17 protein-coding genes are annotated in these 19,982 nt (G+C 73.1%); 9 read left to right on the top strand and 8 right to left on the bottom strand.

What is annotated here, in order from left to right:
* Window positions 1-99 precede the first annotated feature (99 nt).
* On the bottom strand, window positions 100-1,338 hold the full coding sequence (locus ACIF8T_RS13215; RefSeq protein ID WP_400034315.1) for an MFS transporter: 1,239 nt from the start codon (window positions 1,336-1,338) through the stop codon (window positions 100-102).
* A 70-nt stretch (window positions 1,339-1,408) separates the two neighbouring features.
* On the opposite strand from ACIF8T_RS13215, the gene ACIF8T_RS13210 reads away from it, so the two are divergent.
* Window positions 1,409-2,392 carry an ArsR/SmtB family transcription factor gene (locus ACIF8T_RS13210; RefSeq protein ID WP_400034313.1) on the top strand — a complete coding sequence of 328 codons (984 nt, stop codon included), beginning with the start codon at window positions 1,409-1,411 and terminating at the stop codon, window positions 2,390-2,392.
* 9 nt (window positions 2,393-2,401) lie between these two features.
* Window positions 2,402-2,911 (top strand): glutathione peroxidase, encoded by a 510-nt coding sequence (locus tag ACIF8T_RS13205; RefSeq protein ID WP_400034311.1) that lies wholly within the window; start codon window positions 2,402-2,404, stop codon window positions 2,909-2,911.
* Between the two features lie 103 nt (window positions 2,912-3,014).
* Here the strand turns inward: ACIF8T_RS13205 and ACIF8T_RS13200 are convergent, their stop codons facing one another.
* The 3 genes from ACIF8T_RS13200 to ACIF8T_RS13190 all read right to left on the bottom strand — a co-directional run bounded on the left by ACIF8T_RS13200 (window position 3,015) and on the right by ACIF8T_RS13190 (window position 5,349).
* Window positions 3,015-3,206 carry a DUF397 domain-containing protein gene (locus ACIF8T_RS13200; RefSeq protein WP_400034309.1) on the bottom strand — a complete coding sequence of 64 codons (192 nt, stop codon included), beginning with the start codon at window positions 3,204-3,206 and terminating at the stop codon, window positions 3,015-3,017.
* A gap of 226 nt (window positions 3,207-3,432) precedes the next feature.
* On the bottom strand, window positions 3,433-4,290 hold the full coding sequence (locus tag ACIF8T_RS13195; RefSeq protein ID WP_400034307.1) for a helix-turn-helix domain-containing protein: 858 nt from the start codon (window positions 4,288-4,290) through the stop codon (window positions 3,433-3,435).
* 294 nt (window positions 4,291-4,584) lie between these two features.
* Entirely contained in the window at window positions 4,585-5,349 is a 765-nt protein-coding gene (locus ACIF8T_RS13190) for a GPP34 family phosphoprotein (protein ID WP_400034305.1), read from the bottom strand.
* Between the two features lie 237 nt (window positions 5,350-5,586).
* On the opposite strand from ACIF8T_RS13190, the gene ACIF8T_RS13185 reads away from it, so the two are divergent.
* From ACIF8T_RS13185 to ACIF8T_RS13175, 3 genes are all read left to right on the top strand, one after another.
* On the top strand, window positions 5,587-8,481 hold the full coding sequence (locus tag ACIF8T_RS13185; RefSeq protein WP_400034304.1) for a D-alanyl-D-alanine carboxypeptidase: 2,895 nt from the start codon (window positions 5,587-5,589) through the stop codon (window positions 8,479-8,481).
* A 164-nt stretch (window positions 8,482-8,645) separates the two neighbouring features.
* The gene (locus tag ACIF8T_RS13180; RefSeq protein WP_400034302.1) at window positions 8,646-10,490 is read left to right on the top strand and encodes an MFS transporter; all 1,845 of its coding nucleotides are present in this window, start codon (window positions 8,646-8,648) and stop codon (window positions 10,488-10,490) included.
* A gap of 174 nt (window positions 10,491-10,664) precedes the next feature.
* Window positions 10,665-12,233 carry a sodium:solute symporter family protein gene (locus tag ACIF8T_RS13175; protein WP_400034300.1) on the top strand — a complete coding sequence of 523 codons (1,569 nt, stop codon included), beginning with the start codon at window positions 10,665-10,667 and terminating at the stop codon, window positions 12,231-12,233.
* Between the two features lie 79 nt (window positions 12,234-12,312).
* Here the strand turns inward: ACIF8T_RS13175 and ACIF8T_RS13170 are convergent, their stop codons facing one another.
* Window positions 12,313-13,431, bottom strand: coding sequence for an ADP-ribosylglycohydrolase family protein (locus ACIF8T_RS13170; protein WP_400034298.1), 1,119 nt, complete (start codon window positions 13,429-13,431; stop codon window positions 12,313-12,315).
* Window positions 13,432-13,611: 180 nt separating this feature from the next.
* The gene (locus ACIF8T_RS13165; RefSeq protein ID WP_400034296.1) at window positions 13,612-14,409 is read right to left on the bottom strand and encodes a helix-turn-helix domain-containing protein; all 798 of its coding nucleotides are present in this window, start codon (window positions 14,407-14,409) and stop codon (window positions 13,612-13,614) included.
* A gap of 436 nt (window positions 14,410-14,845) precedes the next feature.
* On the opposite strand from ACIF8T_RS13165, the gene ACIF8T_RS13160 reads away from it, so the two are divergent.
* From ACIF8T_RS13160 to ACIF8T_RS13145, 4 genes are all read left to right on the top strand, one after another.
* Window positions 14,846-15,658 (top strand): Scr1 family TA system antitoxin-like transcriptional regulator, encoded by an 813-nt coding sequence (locus ACIF8T_RS13160; protein ID WP_400034294.1) that lies wholly within the window; start codon window positions 14,846-14,848, stop codon window positions 15,656-15,658.
* Window positions 15,655-15,870, top strand: a complete 216-nt coding sequence (locus ACIF8T_RS13155) for a DUF397 domain-containing protein (RefSeq protein ID WP_400034292.1) — start codon at window positions 15,655-15,657, stop codon at window positions 15,868-15,870. The genes ACIF8T_RS13160 and ACIF8T_RS13155 overlap by 4 nt, the downstream gene beginning before the upstream one ends.
* Window positions 15,871-15,902: 32 nt before the next feature.
* Window positions 15,903-16,094: a DUF397 domain-containing protein gene (locus ACIF8T_RS13150; RefSeq protein ID WP_400034290.1), complete on the top strand. Its 192-nt coding sequence runs from the start codon at window positions 15,903-15,905 to the stop codon at window positions 16,092-16,094.
* Window positions 16,095-16,163: 69 nt separating this feature from the next.
* Window positions 16,164-16,679, top strand: a complete 516-nt coding sequence (locus ACIF8T_RS13145; RefSeq protein WP_400034288.1) for a DUF2165 domain-containing protein — start codon at window positions 16,164-16,166, stop codon at window positions 16,677-16,679.
* Here the strand turns inward: ACIF8T_RS13145 and ACIF8T_RS13140 are convergent.
* Together ACIF8T_RS13140 and ACIF8T_RS13135 are read right to left on the bottom strand one after the other, a co-directional pair.
* Window positions 16,672-17,232: a hypothetical protein gene (locus tag ACIF8T_RS13140; protein WP_400034286.1), complete on the bottom strand. Its 561-nt coding sequence runs from the start codon at window positions 17,230-17,232 to the stop codon at window positions 16,672-16,674. The two genes, ACIF8T_RS13145 and ACIF8T_RS13140, sit on opposite strands and share 8 nt — an antisense overlap.
* Before the next feature lie 137 nt (window positions 17,233-17,369).
* A complete protein-coding gene (locus ACIF8T_RS13135) occupies window positions 17,370-19,955 on the bottom strand; it encodes a bifunctional FO biosynthesis protein CofGH (RefSeq protein WP_400034284.1) in 2,586 nt (861 codons plus the stop codon).
* Between the last annotated feature and the right edge of the window lie 27 nt (window positions 19,956-19,982).

Here is a 19,982-nt window from a genome sequence, read left to right as displayed (position 1 = left end):
CCTGCGGCCGGGTGGGGTGCGGGGGTCGGACGGCATCGCCGAGCGGCTCGTCGGGGGCGGGGCACCGGACGACGAGCGCCCCGGGCCCGGGCCGGGTCCTCACTCCGCCCTCCGCGCCTCCGTCCCCCGGCCGCCCCGCGCCCCGGTGTCCGGTACGGCCGCCTCCCGTTCCGCGCGCCGTGCGGGGCGGCGCCCGGCCGTCCACAGGGCGGCCGTCACCCCCAGCGACGCCGCCGCCAGCGCCGTCATGGCCGTCGGCGGTGACGTCAGCTGGGCCACCGCGCCCGCGACGGCCGCGCTGACGCCCTGCATCGTCACCATCCCCGCGGAGTGCAGCCCGAGGGCGTGGCCGGCCAGGTCGCCGGGCGTGCGGGCCATCAGGTGCTCCTGCTGGACCAGGCTCGCGCCGAAGCCGACGGAGGCCAGGGCGGCCAGGGCCGCCCCCAGTGGGAGCGGCGGGTGCAGGGCGAAGGCCAGGTAGGGCGCGGCGAGCAGCAGGAGCAGCGGGGTGCCGAGGCGGTGGCGCAGCCGGGCCGGGACCAGGCGGCCCACCGCCACGTCCCCGGCGAGCATGCCGGACGCGGCGCAGGCGAACAGGGTGCCCGCGGCACCGGGGTCGTAGGAGACGTACAGCGACTCGCAGCCGACGATCAGGCCGTTGGGGACCCACAGGGCCAGGTACAGGTGGCGGCGGGACGGCGACGACCACAGGGCGGCGTTGGCGCGCCGGGTCGCGGTGACGGACGGGCGGCCCGCGGCGCGCGGCGGGCGGCGGGTCAGGCCGAGGCGCAGCCCGGCGGTGGCCGCGGCGTACAGGGCGGCCGCGAGCAGCAGGGCGAGGCGCGGGGAGAGCAGCGCCACCAGGACGCCGCCCGCCGCGAACCCGGTGATCTGCATGACCCCGCTCATCATGTTGAAGGCGGACCGCCCCAGCAGGTAGCCGTCCCGGGTGAGGACCTCGTTCAGCAGGCCCCAGCGCACTCCCCCGCCGACGGCCTCGGCCAGCCCCTTGGCGAGGACGACGAGGAGCAGCGCCCCCACCGGCAGTCCGGGCAGCGCCAGGACGGCGGTGACGGCCGCGAAGACCAGCGAGAGACCCGCCAGGGCCGCCCGCGGGGGCAGCCGGTCGGCGGCCGACAGCAGGAGGGCGGCGCCCAGCACCTGGGCGAACGACGAGCCGAACATGCTCAGCGCCGACAGCAGCGGCGACTGCGTCGCCCGGTACACCAGGGTGCCCAGCGCCAGACCGGCCATGGTGTGGGCCACGGTCTGCACCGAGGCCGCGAGGAAGAAGGGGGTGAACTCCGGGATGCGGAAGAGGTCGCGGTAGCTGCGCATGCGCCGGAGTCTGCGGCGGGCCGGGAAGCGGCCGTTAGAGTTTCGCGGACACGCGAAAGGCGGGGCGCCGATGGGCTGGTGGCAGATCACCGCGGACACCCTCGCCCGCAGCCGGTTCGTGCTCTCCCCGCTCGCCGAGACCTTCGCGAGCCTGCGGCTGCTGCACACCGCACGGGCCTCCCACCCCGGGGAGCGCGCCTGGCTCGACGCCCGTCTGCCCGCCTACCGGCGGCGGCTGGCGGACGACCCGGTGACCGCGCTGCTCGTGCGCGCGGGACTCGGGCCGGAGTGGATCGCCGACTTCCTCACCCCCGTGCCGCGCCCCGGGGAGCCCTTCGAGCGGGAGGTGGCACGCGTGCGGGACGCCTGTCCCCGGGCGGCGCGCGGCCACCTGGCCACGGCCCTGCGCGGCCCGCTGCCGGCGGCCCTGGACCGCGACGACCTCCCGGAGCGGGCCGCGCGGCTGCTGACGTACGTGTGGGAGGAGGCCGTGCGCCCGGACTGGCCGCGGCGCCGGCGGATCCTCGAAGCGGACGTGCTGGCGCGGACCGCTCGGGTCGGCGAAGGAGGCTGGGCCGCCGCCCTGGACACGCTGGGGCCGGGGACGCGCTGGCTCGGCGGGAACCGCCTCCAGGTCAATCTCCACGAGTACCCGCCGCGCGCGATCCCCGGCGCAGAGCTGGTCTTCGTGCCGGTCACCCCGCAGCGCATCGGCTGGGTGGCCTGGCAGGGCACGCGCCGGCACGCCCTGGTGTACGCGTGCTCGGGCGCGCTCGCCGACGGCGGCGCCCGGACCGTGCCCGTCGCGCTGCGCGCCCTGCTGGGCGCCGGGCGCGCCGACGTGCTGGTGCTGCTCGGCTCGCCGATGAGCACCAGCCAGCTGGTCGCCGTGACCGGGCAGGGCCTCGGCTCGGTCGGACGGCACCTGCGGGTGCTGCGGGAGGCGGGCCTGGTGACGCGGCGGCGGGCGGGGCGGTCCGTGCTGTACGCGCGCACCGCGGCCGGGGAGGTGCTCGTCGAAGCCGGACACGGGGGCGTCGCCCCGCGGGGTTAGCATCCGCGCATGACGACAGACATCCGGGGCGGCTCGCCCCTCACGGTGGAGATCGCCGCCCTGCAGGGCGGCCCGGCGGACCTCTCCCAGTACCTCGGCCGGGTCGTGCTGCTGGTGAACGTGGCCTCCAAGTGCGGTCTGACCCCGCAGTACGGCGGCCTGGAGCGGCTGCACGAGCGGTACGCGGAGCGGGGCTTCACCGTGCTCGGCGTGCCCTGCAACCAGTTCCTCGGGCAGGAGCCGGGCAGCGCGCAGGAGATCGCCGAGTTCTGCTCCGCCACGTACGGCGTGACCTTCCCGATGACCGAGAAGGTGGAGGTGAACGGCGAGGGCCGGCACCCGCTGTACGACCGCCTGGTGGGCTTCGCCGACGCCGGGGGGCACAGCGGCGACATCCGCTGGAACTTCGAGAAGTTCCTCATCGGCCGGGACGGCGCGGTCGTCGCCCGGTTCTCCCCGCAGACCGAGCCGGAGTCGGCGGAGGTCGTGTCCGCCGTGGAGGCGGAGCTCGCCGGCTGACCCCGCCCCGGGACACGCCGAGCCCTCTCGGCTAGGACGGCGAACTGGTCGAGAGGGCTCTTCGGTGGTGCTTGTGCTGTTGTCGGTCGGACCGGTGCGGCCGTCAGGCCTTCACCGAGGCCACGAAGGCGCTCCACGCGTCCACCGGGAAGGCCAGCTTGGGGCCCTCGGGGATCTTGGTGTCCCCGAGTTCCAGCGCTTCCTCGGTGGTCGACCGGACCATCACGCACGCGCCGTTGTTGTTGGTGTAGGAGGACGTGGTCCACGTTTCCGTGGCGCCCAGACGAATCGCCATGTTCGCTCCGTAGCAAGTTGCTGAGTTGCTGAAACCGTGCCGCATCGTTCCGGCTGGATCCGCGGAACGGTTTGCGCCAACGCTCAGGCGCCGTTGGCGTGATCGACGCTACTCGCCAACTTCCTCGTACGGAGCAGTCATTCACTCGACCGGATGGCATATACCAGGCGAGACTTCCAGCCAGGCGTGTCAGGGGTGTAGCATCCCGCGCCGCCCGGCACAGGGGTCAGCGCGCGTACTCCTTCGCGATCCGCTCGACGAGCTGGCGTGACTGGTCGACGTTCAGGGCCTGGGCCCGCAGGTGCTCGTACATCACCGTGTACTTCTGCACGTCGTGCGGCTTCTCCAGGTACAGGTCGCTGGTCACGCCCTCGATGTAGACCACGCTGGAGTCGGCCGCGTCGGCGAACTCCAGGATCGAGTACTGGCCGTTGATGCCCGCGTGCGCGCCGACCTCGAAGGGCAGCACCTGCACGGTGATGTGGGGCAGCCGGGACATCTCGATGACGTGCTCCAGTTGCTCGCGCATCACCGGACGGCTGCCGACGACCCGGTGCAGGGACGCCTCGTCCAGGACCACCCACAGCCGCAGCGGGTCCTTCTCGGCGGTGATGCGGCTCTGCCGGCGCAGGCGGACCTCGACGCGCTTGTCGTTCTCCGCCTCCGTCGCCTCGGGCGAGCCGCCCTGGATGATGGCCTCGGCGTAGGCGCGGGTCTGCAGCAGGCCGGTGATGATCTGGGGTTCGTAGACCCGCAGCGACTCGGCGTCCGTCTCCAGGCCGATGTAGACGCTGTAGGGGATGTCGCCGAAGGCGTGCCACCAGCCCTGCTGGCGGGAGTCCTTGGCCATCTGCATCAGCGACTCGACGATCCGCTGGTCCTCCACCTCGTAGACGCCGCACAGGTCGCGGACGTCCCGCTGGCTGATGCTGCGGCGGCCGTTCTCCAGGCGGCTGATCTTCGACTGGGACACCAGCAGCCGCTCGGCGACCTCCTCGGCGGTCATGCCCTTGAGCTCCCGGAGCCTGCGCAGCTCCTGGCCCAGCCGGCGCCGCCTGACGGTGGGGTTGACATTGGACGCCACGGGACGTGCACCTCCGGCTGCGTGCCTCTACTTTGCGTATCTGCTGTTGAGCAGACTGCCACCAAGGTGCTTTCTACCGCTGGGAAACGGCGGATATGCGACGGGTACACGCCAGTTGCGGCCGATGGCACGCCGAGCGGGGCGACAGGACGTCGACGTCCTGCCGCCCCGCTCGGACTGCGGCTCCCGGTGACGGGTCTGGGGTCCGTGGCGTGCGGCGCGCGCGGTGCGTGCGCCGGCCGCCGTACGGCCGTGCCGCGGCACGGTGTCCGGGTGCCGCCGCGGCGCCGCGGCTCAGTGCGCCACGGCGCGTGCCATGGATCCGCGGCGCGGCTGCATCGGGACACCGCGGGCGGGTTCCGGCGCGGCCCTCCCTCCGACGGCCTGGCGTCCGGTCGCGGCCGGGGCCGGGGCCGGGGCGCGGCGCGGCTGGGCCGCCACACCGTTCTGGACGTCCATCACGGCGTGCGCCACGAGGCCGCCCATCGGGTCGTGCCGGATCAGGTCCCTGAGCCGCGAGCGGGACGAGCGTCCCTCGTTGCCCGGGTACAGGTGCTTGCCGAGACCGACCGCGTGGGCCAGGGCGGCGAGCGCCGCGGTCCGCGGGTCCGGCGGAACGCCGGTGCGGATCGCGGAATCCAGCCGGGCCCTGATCTCCCGGCTGATGACGTTGTCCGTCGCCTGGTAGCGCGTCGTCGGAAGCACCCCGCACATCTGGCCTTCCACGGCGTGCACCATGCCGCACCTCTCCAGGTACGAGAGATACGTCTGGCGGAGCCCGAGACGCGGCCCGCCGATCCAGTGGACGGCGCGTACCGGAGCGCCGCGCCTTCGCAGCAACTCCAACGCGCAGTCCAGAGTCGGATCTCCTGTCGGCCGTGGTACCACCACGGCGATACGATCCCCGTCTGGGGCTATCCGTCCGGCCAGCGCCAGCTCCACTAGCTGTGCTCCGGCCAGACCGAGGTCGAGCGACTGCGGCTGTGCGGTGGTACCCGTGGTCGGGTCCAACGCCAGCAGCAGAAGCTCCTCCGGAAGTGTTCTGCGGCTCCTGCCCATCCATGCCTCCCCGCGTGGATGAATGACAGGGTGACCCCTCTCACATTGGTCTGTCGAGGGTGCGTGACCGGTTCGTAGTGGAACCAGTAGGTATGTCGTTCTCGTCTACCGCGTGAGTCAGGTCCGCACACAGGACACTGGTACATGGTTCGGACACGCCGGAGGATCGGTGTCCCGGGCGGCGGTTCACGGTTCGGTTCGCGCACGCGGGGCGTGCGGCGCATGGAGGAGGCATCGGTGGCGGGCGAGTCCCCCGACAGGTCGAAGCAGCGCGAGTCGTCGGCGGAACCGACGTCGGGGAGCGCGGGTCCGGTTCCCGGCGCGAGGGACGAGGCGGACGCACCGCGCGATCCGCGGCTGGCGGTGGCCCGTGAGGCGGCGGCGTCCTCGGGGGCGCGCGGCACCGTCGAGACCGCGACCCGGGTGCGGGAGTCCGAGGAGGCCGAGCGGAAGGCCTCCGACTCCGGTTCCGACTCCGACTCCGACTCCGGTTCCGGCTCCGGTTCCGAAGTCACCGACGACCCGGGCGTGTCGGGCGCTTCCCGTTCGCCCCGTTCGTCCGATTCTTCCGGTGGCGGCAAGGGCGAGGGGGTCGCCGAGGCCCGTGACGGGCGGCTGCGGGACGCGGTCGCCGCCTGGGTGCGGTCGGCGGACGACGCCGAGGAGAGCGCCGCCGAGGGCCGCGAGGACGGCGCGCAGGGCCCGGCGGGCGCCGGGCGGGACGGGGACGCCGAGGGCGGTACGACGGGCGACGCCGCCGAGCAGGACACCGCGGACGCCGAGGAAGCCGACCGGAGCCGGGACACCGGCGCCACGGCCAAGAGCGGGAACGCCCCGGCGAAGGCCGCCACCGGTACGGAACCAGCCACCCCCGACGCGGGCACCACCAAGCCGCTGCCGACGGTGACACCGGACACCGACACCGACGCCGACGGCGACTCCCGGGACACCGGCGCCACGGCCAAGAGCGGGAACACCCCGGCGAAGGCCGCCACCGGTACGGAACCAGCCACCCCCGACGCGGGCACCACCAAGCCGCTGCCGACGGTGACACCGGACACCGACACCGACACCGACGCGGACAGCGACTCCCCGGGTGTCGCGCCCGCGGGCGAGCGGGCCGTGACGGACGCCCAGGACGGCGCGGACGGCGCGGACGGCGCCGGGAAGCCCGCCCGGGACCGTTCCGCCGAGGACGGCGGCGACAAGGCCGGCGGTGACGAGACCGGCGGCGGGGAGCGGGTCGTCGACCAGCCGACCGCCGTCTTCAAGACCGTACGGCCCTCCGCCCCGGCCGTCGACCAGCCGACCACCATGCTCAAGCTGGGCGGTGCGGCCAAGGCCGACGGCACGGCGGGCGACGAGCCGGGCGCCGGGTCCGACGGCACGGCGGACCCGAAGACCGGCGCCGAGGCCAATGGCGAGACGAACGCGCGGGCTGACGGCAAGGCGGACGCGAAGGCCGGCGCCGGGGCGGGCGCCGAGCCCGGCGCGAAGACCGACGCCAAGGCCGATGCCAAGGCCGATGCCGAGCCCGGCGCGAAGACCGACGCCGAGCCCGACGCCGAGCCCGGCAGTCCCGCCGTCGGGAAGGACGCCCCGGCCGGGAAGGGCGCCGCCCGGACGCCCGAGGCCGACGCCGAGCGGACCAGCAAGTTCGTCGCGCTCAAGGACCCGGACGACCCGGCGACGCGCAGGCCGAAGGCGGCCGGCGCGACGACCGTCCTGCCGCGGGTGCCGGCCCCCGGCGGGACCGGCGGGACCGGCGAGCCGCCCCGGGTCTCCCCGGCGGAGGCCACCGCGGCCGTGCCGCAGGTCGGCCCGGAGCGCACCACGCAGCAGCCGCTGCCGCCGAAGCCGCCGCTGGACCTGCTGGCCGAGCTGACGAACACCCCGCCGCCGCCGGAGACCCCGCTGCGCACGGCCGTGCGGCGCGTGAAGATCTGGACGCCGCTGGTCCTGCTGCTGGTGGTCGTCTTCGCGGTCGTGCAGAGCGTGCGGCCGCTGCCGGCGCCGACGCTGGACCTGACCGCGAAGGACAGCTACACCTTCGAAGGCGGCAAGGTCGACATCCCGTGGCCGTCCGCCGGGCAGGCGGCGCTGGACGTGCAGGGCATCGGCACGTTCGGCTCGTCGGGCGAGCAGAAGCCCGTGCCGATCGCCAGTGTCGCCAAGGTCATGACGGCGTACCTCATCCTGCGCGAGCACCCGCTCAAGAGCGGCGCGGAGGGGCCGGAGATCGAGATCGACCAGGCCGCCGAGGACCAGTCCGACGCCGGCCAGGAGTCGACGGTCAACGTGGAGAAGGGCGACAAGATCTCCCAGCGGGAGGCCCTGGAGGGCATCCTCATCGCGTCCGCGAACAACGTGGCGCGGTTGCTGGCCCGTTGGGACGCGGGGTCGGAGAAGGCGTTCGTGGCGAAGATGAACGACGCCGCGAAGGACCTCGGGATGACGAACACGACGTACACCGACCCGTCGGGCTTGAACAACACGACGGTGAGCACGGCCGTGGACCAGGTGAAGCTGGCCAAGGCGGCGATGAAGCAGCCCGCCTTCCGCGAGGTCGCCGCGATGATGTCGTACGACGACTACAAGGACGTCAACCACCCCAACTGGAACCAGCTGGTCGGCAGCAACGGCGTCGTGGGCATCAAGACCGGCACCACGACCTCGGCGCTGGGCAACCTGGTGTTCGCGGCGAAGAAGGAGATCGGCGGCGAGACGCGGACCATCGTCGGCGCGGTGGTGCGCCAGCCCGCGGGCGGCCCGGACAACACGATCCTGAGCGCCGCCCTGTACGAGGGCGACCGGCTGATCCGGGCCGCGCAGGGCGCCCTGGAGTCGGCGACGATCCTGAAGAAGGGCGACGTCGTCGGGTACGCCGACGACGGGCTCGGCGGCCGGACGCCGGTCGTCGCCACCGAGGACGTGAAGGCGGTGGGCTGGGCGGGCCTGACGGTGAAACTGACGTTCGCCGCGGACGACCTGCCGCACACGGCGAAGGCCGGCACCGAGGTGGGCACGCTCACGGTCGGTGACGGCAGCAGCAGCGCCGTGACGGTTCCGGTGGCCCTCCAGAAGGACCTCGCGGAGCCCGGCTTCGCGGACAGGCTGACGCGTATCGGCTGATCCGCGGCGCCGCGCCGCGGACCGCACCCCGCAGGGGAGCTCCCCTGCGGGGTGCGTGCTAGCGTCACGAAACGGACAGGTCGCCGCGCGGGGAACGCGTCTGTGAAGACGGGGCCGGCTGGACACGGTCCGGACAGAAGACGGGACACGGGGAGTGCCTACAGGTGGCCACTGCGGAGCCGACACGCGCCGACGACACCGGACCGGGCCCGGACGCCGGCCCGCGAATAGACCGTCCCGCCCCGGACGGGGGGCCCGGCGGCACCCGTGACGGGTCCCGGGTCCGGGCCGCCGCGCCGGCCGTGCGCGCGCGGATGCTGCGGCACCCGGTGCTGTGGGTCACGGGCCTGGCCGGTGTGCTGCACGTCGTGTGGTTCTTCACGTTCGCCAACAGCGGCGGGGACCTGGCGGCGCAGGACGCCTGGGCGGAGTTCGTCGGCCGGCACCCGGACTCGGCGTACAACCTGGCCTGGTACGGCGGGATGCACCCGGTGTCGTACAGCGTGGTGTCGCCGTACCTGATGTCGCTGCTCGGGGTCCGGACGACGATGATGATCTCGGGGACGGTGTCGGCGGGGCTGCTGACGCTGATCCTGCTCCGCAGCCGGTCGGTGCGCAATCCGCTGTGGGCGGCGCTGGCGGGCGTCTTCGCGCTGCTGTGCAACGCGGCGTCCGGGCGGGTCACCTTCGGGCTCGGCATGCTGTTCGCGCTCGGCGCGGTCGCGGTGGTGTTCTGCTGGCCGTACCGCTGGCGCTACAAGCGCTGGGCGAAGGCGCTGTGCGCGGCTCCGCTGGCGGCGCTGGCCACCATGTCGTCGCCGGTGGCGGGCCTGTTCGTCGGGCTGGTGGCGGTCGCGCTGTTCCTGCAGAAGCGCCTCCCCGGCGCGTGGGCGCTGGGGCTCGCGCCGACGGCCGTGGTGGCGGTGTCGGCGTGGCTGTTCCCGTTCTCGGGGACGCAGCCGATGAGTTACGCGTCGGTGATCCTGCCGCTCGCCTACTCGGTCCTGGTCTTCCTGCTGGTGCCCGCGGAGTGGAGGACGGTCCGGCTGACGGCCGCGGTGTACGGGCTGTCGGTGGTGCTGGTGTGGCTGATCAGTTCGCAGATCGGGTCGAACATCACGCGGCTGGCGATGCTGTTCGGCGGGGTGGCGCTGATGGCGGCGCTGCCGTTCGCGGTGCCGCGGTCGCGCAAGTGGTACGCGATCGTGGTGGCGTTCGCCGGGTTCACCGTGTGGATCGGCTACAAGTCGGTCGACGACGTCGTGCACACCACGCCGGCCGCGTCCTGGGCGCGCGAGCTGGCGCCGCTGGTCAACCAGTTGCAGCAGGTCGGCGCGGAGCGGGGCCGGGTGGAGGTCGTGCCGGCCCGCTCGCACCGCGAGGCCTCCGCGCTCGCCCCGTACGTGAACCTGGCCCGGGGCTGGAACCGGCAGGCCGACATGGAGCGCAACCCGCTCTTCTACGACGACACGCTCAACTCGGCGAACTACCACGAGTGGCTCAAGCGCTGGGCGGTGCACTTCGTGGTGCTGCCGAAGGACGAGCCGGACGGGGACGGCGGCGAGCGGGAGCGGCAGCTCGTGCAGCGCGGCCTGCCCTACCTGAAGCAGGTCTGGGGCGACGCCAACTGGCAGTTGTTCGAGGTGGCGGACCCGACGCCGCTGGCCGAGCCGAACGCGGTGGTGCAGCGGGCCGAGCAGGGCGAGATGACGATCGACGTGCGCGAGGCGGGCCGGGTGCTGATCCGCATCCCGTACTCGCCGTGGCTGAGCGTGGTCGACGCGCAGGGCAGGAGCCTGGAGGCCCCGCAGGAGACGGAGGAGTCCCGCGCCCGGCCCGAGGGCGAGCCGAAGACGTACGAGAACGTCAACGGCTGCCTGATGGAGACCGAGGAGGACGCGCACGGCGACACGTGGACGGTGCTGCTGGCGCCGAAGGCGGGAACGTACCGGCTGGCGGCGCCGTACCAGCTTCCGCGCGGGACGCCGTGCCCGGAGGAACTGCGCTGACCACCGGCTCGCGGGCCCTCCGCGACCACCCCCGCAGACGTTCACGTCCTTGAACGCAGGTCATCACGCCGAACTTTTTTACTCGCTCTTGACCTGACGTCGGCTTGTCGTGCCCACTTCCGCCCACCCACCATGAGCGAGCCGTTCACATGGCGGAACCCTGGAAGGGGGCACATGAACAGTCTCGACTGGGCCGTGCTCATCGGCTACTTCGCCGTGATGGTCGTGATCGGCGTCTGGTCGCACAAGCGAGTGGACAACGTCAGCGACTTCTTCACGGCCGGCGGCAAGATGCCCTGGTGGCTGTCCGGCATCTCGCACCACATGTCGGGTTACAGCGCGGTGATGTTCACCGGGTACGCGGGCATCGCCTACACCTACGGCGTCACGTCCTTCGTCACCTGGTCCTTCCCGATCGCCCTGGGCATCGCCATCGGGTCGAAGCTGTTCGCACCGCGCATCAACCGGCTGCGCTCACGGCTCCACGTGGCCTCCCCGCTGGAATACCTGAAGAACCGTTACGACCTGAAGACCCAGCAGGCGCTGGCCTGGTCGGGGATGCTGCTGAAGATCGTGGACGTCGGCGCCAAGTGGGCGGCGATCGCGACCCTGCTGTCCGTCTTCACCGGGATCTCCCTCAACCAGGGCATCCTCATCACCGGCGGGATCACCGCCGTCTACTGCACCATCGGCGGCCTGTGGGCCGACGCGCTGACCGAACTGGGCCAGTTCATCATCCAGTTGCTGGCCGGCATCGCGATGTTCTACGCCGTGGCGATACGGCTCGACGACCACGGCGGCTTCTTCGGCGTCTGGGACTCCCCCGAGCTCCAGGGCCACGAGAAACCGCTGGTCGGACCGTACGGCACGGTGTTCCTGCTGGCGTTCCTGTTCATCAAGCTCTTCGAGTACAACGGCGGCATGCTCAACCAGGCCCAGCGCTACATGGCCACGCCGTCGGCGAAGGAGGCCGAGCGCTCCGCCCGGCTGTCGGCGATCCTGTGGCTGGTCTGGCCGCTGGTGCTGTTCTTCCCGATGTGGATGTCGCCGCTGCTGGTCGAGTCGCAGAAGCCCGACGGCTCGGACTCCTACGCGCTGATGACGGAACAGCTGCTGCCGCACGGCCTGCTGGGCCTGGTCATCGTCGGGTTCTTCTCCCACACGATGGCGATGTGCTCCTCCGACGCCAACGCGATCGCGGCGGTGTTCACCCGGGACTGCGCGCCGGTGATCTGGCGCCGGGCGCGGGTGTGGAGCGAGGGTCAGGGGCTGCGGGTGGCGCGGATCGCGACCGTCGTCTTCCTCGGGCTGTCCATGGCGGCGGCCACCCAGGTCAACTCGCCGGCGTTCAAGGACATCATCACGGTCGTCATCAAGTGGGTCGCGGGCCTGATGGGCCCGATGGCGATCCCGATGATGCTGGGCCTGCTGCGGCCGTTCCGCCGGTCGGGGCCGACCGCGGCGCTCGTCAGCTGGTCGGCGGGCCTGCTGGCCTTCTGGCTGGTGAACTACCCGATCAACTGGAACGTCGACGGCGGGGTGCCGCTGCAGTACCAGGTGTCGGTGCCGCTCGCGGTGTCGCTGGTGCTCTACATCCTCATCGGCTACCTCAAGCCGGAGGACACCCCCGAGCGGCTGGCGATCATCGAGCGGATCAACACCGACGGCGACGGCGCGGCGGCGGCCGTCCCGACGCCCCGGGGCGGTGCGGACGACGCGGTGCGGACGCCGGTGAAGGACTGAGGCGGTCCGGCCGGCCACGGCGGCGCGCCCCGGACCCCTGGGAGGGGGTCCGGGGCGCGCCGGGTTCTCCTCCGGCCTGCTAGGCACCGCCCCGGGGATACCGGGCCAGCCACCCCGGGGACGAGCCGGCCGGGCCGTGCAGGGCCGGGCCCTGGGTCATCTCCATGGCGAAGTCGTCGGCGAGTTCGAGCAGGGTGGGGCGGCCCTCCAGTTCGGCCAGCCAGGCGGGCGGCAGGGCGGTCTCGCCGTGCAGGGCGCCGAGCAGGCCGCCGGTCAGCGCGCCCGCGGCGGCCGACGGACCGTCCTGGTTGACCGCGAGGCACAGTCCGTGCCGGACGTCCTCGGCGACCAGCGCGCAGTACACGGCGGCGGCGACCAGCCCGTCCGCCGTGCCCTCCCCCGCCAGCCGGGCCACCCGCTCCGGCGTCGGCATGCCCTGCCGCACCGCGCCCAGCGCCCGCTGGAGCGCGTCCGACACGGGCGGGTGCCCGGGCCGGGCGGCGAGCAGCGCGAGGGCCTGCTGCACGGCCCCGTCGAGGCTGTCGCCCCGGGCCAGCGCGTGCACGACGACGGCGTACGCGCCCGCCGCGAGGCAGGCGGTGGGGTGACCGTGGGTCTGCGCCGCGCACTCCACGGCGAGCTGGACGACGAGGTGCGGCTCCCAGCCGACGAGCAGTCCGAACGGCGCGGACCGCACGGCCGCCTCCGGTCCCGCCTCGCCCGGGTTCTTCGGCGCCTCCGGCGTGCCCATGGTGTCGTCGCCCAGGCCCAGCAGCAGGGCGCGGGTGGGGTCGCGGCGGGCGTACAGCCACTCCTCGCGGGCCAGCCAGCCGTCCTCCTTGCGGCGCTCGTCCGGGCCCCAGTCCCGCTGGGTGGCGGCCCAGCGCAGATACGCCCGGTGCAGGTCGGTCGGCGGGTGCCAGGCCCCGGTGTCGCGCCGGACCTGGGCACGGATCAGGCCGTCCACGGAGAAGAGGGTCAGCTGCGTGAGGTGGGTGACGGCGCCGCGCCAGCCGTAGGCGGGGGCGAGGTCGAGCAGCCCCTCGGGGCCGTACGCCGCCCGGATCCCCGCCAGGTCCAGCCCGTCGGCAGGCGCCCCGAGCGCGTCCCCGACGGCCACCCCGAGCAGCGCCCCGCGCACCCGGCTCCGGAAGTCCTGCTGCTCGGTACGCCCCCAGACGGCACCCGTCGCACTCACCTAGACCTCCCCGGGGGCACCGTCCGTATGTACGACGTCCAGCACTGTAATCGAACGGGGTGAAGGGGTCCGGGGGACGAGGCGACAGAGGTGTGACAGGCGGGCACCGGGGGCGGATATCAGCCGTACCAGGTGACGTTGCAGCCGTGGACGCACGCGCGGCGGGGGACGGCCAGGACGCTACGCCGCCTCTCGTGCCGGCCGTCGTGCCGGGCGGCAGTCGCGGCAGCGGCCCGGGGCCGGGGCGCGGAAGGCCCGGTCGCAGCCGTCGCAGGTCTGGAGGGGGACGGGGCGGGCCGCGGCCGGGGGCGGGGCCGGAGCGGGCAGGGCCGGGGGGAGGCCGGTGGTGAGGCGGTGGGCCAGGAAGGCGGCCGGGTGGCGGAGGGGTTCCGCGGGCAGCCCGGTCGTCAGGGCGCGCTGCACGGCCGTGACGGGCACGCCCCGGTCCAGCCAGGCCGTCACCGCCGGGGCGAGGCGGTGCACGTCCCGCTCGGTGAGGAGCAGGCGGGCGTCCAGCGCGCGCAGGCCGGCGAGGAGACCGGTGGCGGCGCGGTCCGGCCGTGCGGCCGGGGTCTTCCCGGGCGGGGTCGGGGACGGTTCGCGGGAGGACCGCGGCCGCTCGGCCGCCCGGGGCTTGTTGTACGAGACGGTCCGGGTCACGACTCGGCCGGATCGAAGACGCTCCCTGGCGCGTGTCAGGTACCCGTGCGCCTCCAGCTCCCGCAGGGCCGCGGCGATCCGGACCTCCCCCTCGGGGAACTTCGCGGCCAGCGCCTTGATCCCGACCGGGGCCCCGGCGGGCAGCGACTGGATGTGGACCGCCAGGCCGATCGCCGTCAGCGACAGGTCCGGGTGCTGGGCGAGGTGGTTGCCGACCACGGTGAAGTGCTCGTGGTGGGGTTCGGTGACGTGCTGGACTCCGGAACCGGAAGCACCGGACCGCGCGCACGCGGGCGCGCTAGGCTGCTGGTCAGTCATCGGGAAGGCTCGTCTTCCTTGGTGATCAGGCCCTCGCACTGGGATGGCAGTCCCGGCGAGGGCCGACGCATGGGTGGGGTCGTCGCGGCCGACGCTGCACCATCGACTCGGTGCCGCGCCAGCCGAGTCGGCGATGTTCACCCGCGCGGGTGATCGCCGGGGGCGGCGGGGGCGGGTGGGTTCTTTCCCCGGTTCTTTGGTCTTTGGCGTCGGGCCGGACCAAGTCGTGGCTCGCCGCGCTCCGGTGGCGGTCCTGACCTGTGCGCATTCCCACGGCCCGGGTCGGTGGCCACCGGGTCCGGGACGCCCGCGACCCGGTCACCGCGCGCCCCGGAGGGCGGTTCTCGACTCGCGTCACCCGGTGCGGCTGCCACCCCTACTCTTCTTCGTGACGTACTCACCACACAGTGTCATCAGTACGCCGGGAGGGGATGGCGTGGAGGACGAGGAGGCCGCGGCCGTCGTCAGGACGGTCGCGCGGCAGATCAAGCTGTGGCGCAAGGCCGCGGACCTGACACAGGCGGAACTCGGCGCGGCGATCGGCTACGGCGAGGACATGGTCTCGGCGGTCGAACAGGGACGGCGGATCCCCAAGCCCGACTTCCTGAACGCGGCCGACGACGTGCTGGGCGCGGGCGGCAAGCTCTCCGCGATGAAGGAGGAGGTGGAGAGGGCCCGGTATCCGAAGAGCGTCCGGGATCTGACCGAGCTGGAGGACGAGGCCGTCGAGATGGGGGCTTACTCCAACCACAACATGCACGGCCTGCTGCAGACGGAGGCGTACGCGCGAGCCTTGTTCGCCCTGCGGAGCCCCGCGCTCACCGAGGATGAGATCGACCGGCAGGTGACCGCGCGCATGGCTCGTCAGGCCGTCTTCGAGCGGGTGCCTCCGCCTCAGCTCACCTTCGTCCTGGAAGAGACGACACTGCGACGGCCCATCGGCGGCAGAATGGTGCTGCGCCACCAGCTCGAACACCTTTTGGAGAGAGCCCAGTTGCGGCACGTCGCAATCCAGGTGATGCCCACGGACCGGGAGGAGCACGCTGGCATGGCCGGGCCGATCCGGCTGCTGAAGCTTCGTGACGGAAAGACGCTGGGACACTCGGAAGCCCAACTGCACAGCCGGGTGATCAGTGATCCTCGGGAGATCCAGATCCTGGAAATGCGCTATGGAATGATCCGCGCGCAGGCTCTCACCCCTCGGGAGTCACTGGCCTTCATCGAGAAAGTGCTGGGAGAACACACATGACCTCCGCGCTGAACTGGTTCAAGAGCAGCTACAGCAGCAACGACGGCCCCGACTGCGTCGAAGTCGCCATATCCCCCGCCCACTCCACCGTCCACGTCCGCGACTCCAAGGACACGGCGGGTGCGCAGCTGCTCTTCGGCGACGGGGCCTGGTCGTCGTTCGTCGGCTTCGCCGCTCGGCGAGGCAGCGCAGGACTGCCCCCCGCCGGATGAGCGCCCAGGCGAAGAGCACGGGAAGAGGCGACATGACCCCCACCCTGCGGTGGTTCAAGAGCAGCTACAGCGGCAACGACGAACCCGACTGCGTCGAAGTCGCCATATCCCCCGCCCACTCCACCGTCCACGTCCGCGACTCCAAGGACACGGCCGGTGCGCAACTGGCCTTCGGCGACCGCTCCTGGTCGTCGTTCGTCGGCTTCGCCGCTCGGCGGACGTGACCCCCAACTGCCCACCGTGGTAAGCGAAAGTGGCTCAATGCCTACCGGGTCGCGAGGGCCGTGCGGAAAATGATCCGCATGACCACCACCCCGCGCACCCTTCCGCTCGCGGCCACCCTGCTGACCGCCTCCGTCGCCCTGTACATGGTGCTCGTCGCGTTCGGGAACATCACCGACTTCGGGACCAACCAGCAGTTCGTTCGGCACGTGCTGGCCATGGACACCACGTTCAAGGACGAGGACCTGATGTGGCGGGCGATCACCAGCAGACCCCTCCAGGACGCCGCGTACGTGGCGATCATCGTCTGGGAGACCGTCGCCGCGCTGGTGCTCTGCTACGGGACCTGGCTGTGGGCCCGCCGCGACCACGTCCGGGCCCGCCGCTTCTCCACGTACGGCCTGCTCATGGTGATGCTGCTGTTCGGTGCCGGGTTCATAGGGATCGGCGGTGAGTGGTTCTCGATGTGGCAGTCCGGGGACTGGAACGGACTGGACGCGGCGACCCGGGTGTTCACGTTCAGCGGCATCGTGCTGATCGTCAACCACCTGCCGTCCGGACCCGCCCGGCAGGCCGACGTTACCTGACGACCACGACGGTCGTCCCGGCCGTCCCGAACGCCCACAGCGCCGTGCCGTCCGCCTTGCGCATCCGGATACCGCCGGTCTCCTTGCCCGGGGCGGGCGGCGGGGGCGAGGAGCCGTCCACGGCGTTGGAGAAGGCGATGGAGATGCCGGACTCGACGGCGAAGTAGACGATGTGCTCCACGGCCACGCCGTCGGAGCCGGTGGTGGCCTCGTTGCGGTCGCCGACCGTGTACGAGCCGGGGTCCGGACCGACCGTCCCCGGCCACACCGCGAACGTGCGGCGCGTGGCGTCGCTCGCGTCGACGAGCCACACCCGCTTCTGGCTCAGGGAGTAGACGATGCGCCGCCCGGTCCCGGAGTCGTCCGGGACCACCGCCGGGGCGGTCCTCGTCGGCGCCGGCTTGGGATCCGCGGAGGCGGTGGCGCTCGGCCGGTCCGTCGCGGCCGTGGGGTGCGGGCCCCGGTCCGCCTGCACGGCGAGGACGGACACCGCCGCGATCGCCCCCACGGTCAGACCGGTCACCCAGGCCGACGAGGGAATTCGGGCAGGCACGGGCACGCATCTCCTCAGCTGTGCGGGCCCTGGCAGCCGGGGGCCCGGTCGGAGCCCCTGACAACCGGGGCCCGATCATCGTACTGCGGGCCGCCGGGCCCCTTCCCCGGCCCGCCGGCCCTCTTCCCCGCCCCTCCTCAGTCCAGCACCGGCAGCAGCTCCGGCAGGTGCCCGTCCGAGGCCTCGGCCGCCCGCCGCCGCTCCTCGGGGACCGTGCCGTACAGGGTGGTGCGGGGCCGGGCCGGGCGGCCCGCCGCCTCCGCGACCGCGACGAGGTCCCGGACCGACTTGTACGAGCCGTACGAGGAGCCCGCCATGCGGGAGATCGTCTCCTCCATGAGCGTGCCGCCGAGGTCGTTCGCCCCGGAGCGCAGCATCTCGGCGGCGCCCTCGGCGCCCAGTTTCACCCAGCTCGTCTGGATGTTGGGGATCCACGGGTGCAGCAGGAGCCGGGCCATGGCCGTCACCGCGCGGTTGTCGCGGACCGTCGGGCCGGGGCGGGCGATGCCGGCCAGGTACACGGGCGCGTTGGTGTGCACGAACGGCAGCGTCACGAACTCCGTGAAGCCGCCGGTGCGCTGCTGGATGCCGGCCAGGGTCCGCAGGTGGCCGAGCCAGTGCCGGGGCTGGTCCACGTGGCCGTACATCATGGTCGAGGAGGAGCGGATGCCCAGGTCGTGGGCGGTTTCGATGACCTCGATCCAGGTGGCGGCGGGCAGCTTGCCCTTGGTCAGGATCCAGCGGACCTCGTCGTCGAGGATCTCGGCCGCCGTGCCCGGGACGGTGTCGAGGCCCGCCTCCTTGGCGGCGGTCAGCCACTCGCGGATCGACAGGCCGGTGCGGGTGGCGCCGTTGACCACCTCCATCGGCGAGAAGGCGTGCACGTGCATCCCCGGCACCCGCTCCTTCACCGCCCGCGCGATGTCGAAGTACGCCGTGCCCGGCAGGTCGGGGTGGATGCCGCCCTGCATGCAGACCTCGACCGCGCCGACGTCCCAGGCCTGCTGCGCCCGGTCCGCGACCTGTTCCAGGGACAGGGTGTAGGCGTCGGCGTCCGTGCGGCGCTGGGCGAAGGCGCAGAAGCGGCAGCCGGTGTAGCAGACGTTGGTGAAGTTGATGTTGCGGGTGACGATGTACGTCACGTCGTCGCCGACCGCCGCCTTCCGGACGTCGTCGGCGATCCGGCACAGCGCGTCCAGCGCCGGGCCGTCGGCGTGCAGCAGGGCGAGCGCCTCGGCGTCGGTCAGCCGCGTCGGGTCGTCGGCCGCGGTCGTCAGGGCCTGCCGTACGTCGGTGTCGATGCGCTCCGGCGCCATGCCGGGGGCGGCGGCCTCGCGCAGGGCGCTCCAGTCGCCGTACACCTCGTCGAAGTCGTCGCGGCGGTCGGCGGTGCGGCCCTCGGTGTCGATGGTGCGGTGCAGGTCGGTGCGGCCCGAGGGGACGAACGCCTCCTCCGGCTCCTGCCAGGGGCGGCCCTCGACCACGGCGTCCTCGCGGGCCAGCCCGGTGTCCGGGTCCGCCAGCGCCGCCACGTGCGGGCGCAGCCGCGGGTCCAGCCAGGGCTCGCCGCGCCGCACGAACTCCGGGTAGACGCAGAGGCGTTCGCGCAGCTCGAACCCGGCGGCGCGGGACCGCTCGGCCAGCTCCTCGATCTGCGGCCAGGGCCGCTCGGGGTTGACGTGGTCGATGGTCAGCGGGGAGACGCCGCCCCAGTCGTCGATGCCGGCGCCGATCAGCCGCTCGTACTCGGCGTCGACCAGGTTCGGCGGGGCCTGGAGGCAGGCCGACGGGCCCATGATGTGCCGGGCGACGGCCACCGTGGCGACCAGCTCGTCGAGTTCGGCGTCCGGCATGCCGCGCATCGCCGTGTCCGGCTTGGCGCGGAAGTTCTGGATGATCAGTTCCTGGATGCCGTGGTAGGCGCGGGACACCTTGCGCAGCGCGAACAGCGACTCCGCGCGCTCCTCGTACGTCTCCCCGATGCCTATGAGCAGCCCGGAGGTGAAGGGGACGGAGGAGCGGCCGGCGTCCTCCAGGACCCGCAGGCGGACGGCCGGTTCCTTGTCCGGGGAGCCGTGGTGCGGGCCGCCCGGCTCGGACCACAGGCGGGTCGCCGTCGTCTCCAGCATCATGCCCATGCTCGGGGCGACCGGCTTCAGGCGCTGGAAGTCCGTCCAGGACATGACGCCCGGGTTGAGGTGGGGCAGCAGGCCGGTCTCCTCCAGGATGCGGACGGAGACGGCCCGGACGTAGGCGAGGGTGTCGTCGTAGCCGTGCGCGTCGAGCCACTCGCGCGCCTCCGGCCAGCGGTCCTCGGGCTTGTCGCCGAGGGTGATGAGGGCTTCCTTGCAGCCCAGCGCGGCGCCCTTGCGCGCGATGTCCAGGACCTCGTCCGGGGACATGAACATCCCGTGCCCGGCGCGGCGCAGCTTGCCGGGCACGGTGACGAAGGTGCAGTAGTGGCACTTGTCCCGGCACAGCCGGGTCAGCGGGATGAAGACGCTCTTCGAGTACGTGATGACCCCGGGCCGGCCCGCCGCCTCCAGACCCGCGTCCCGCACCCGGGCGGCCGACGCGGCCAGGTCCTCCAGGTGCTCCCCGCGGGCCTGGAGCAGGACGGCCGCCTCGGTGACGTCCAGGGCGACGCCGTCCCGGGCGCGTTTGAGGGCGCGACGCAGGGAGTTCTCGGTGGGGCCGGTTCCGGAGGTCGCGGAAGTCGTCATCCTTCGAGCATACGGTCGGGCTGATCA

Origin of the sequence: Streptomyces sp. NPDC085946 (genome assembly GCF_044540485.1) — a bacterium.
In the GTDB taxonomy this organism is placed as follows: Bacteria; Actinomycetota; Actinomycetes; order Streptomycetales; family Streptomycetaceae; genus Streptomyces.
The sequence above is the reverse complement of the archived record's forward strand: the minus strand, read 5'-3'. Positions and strand labels throughout refer to the sequence as shown.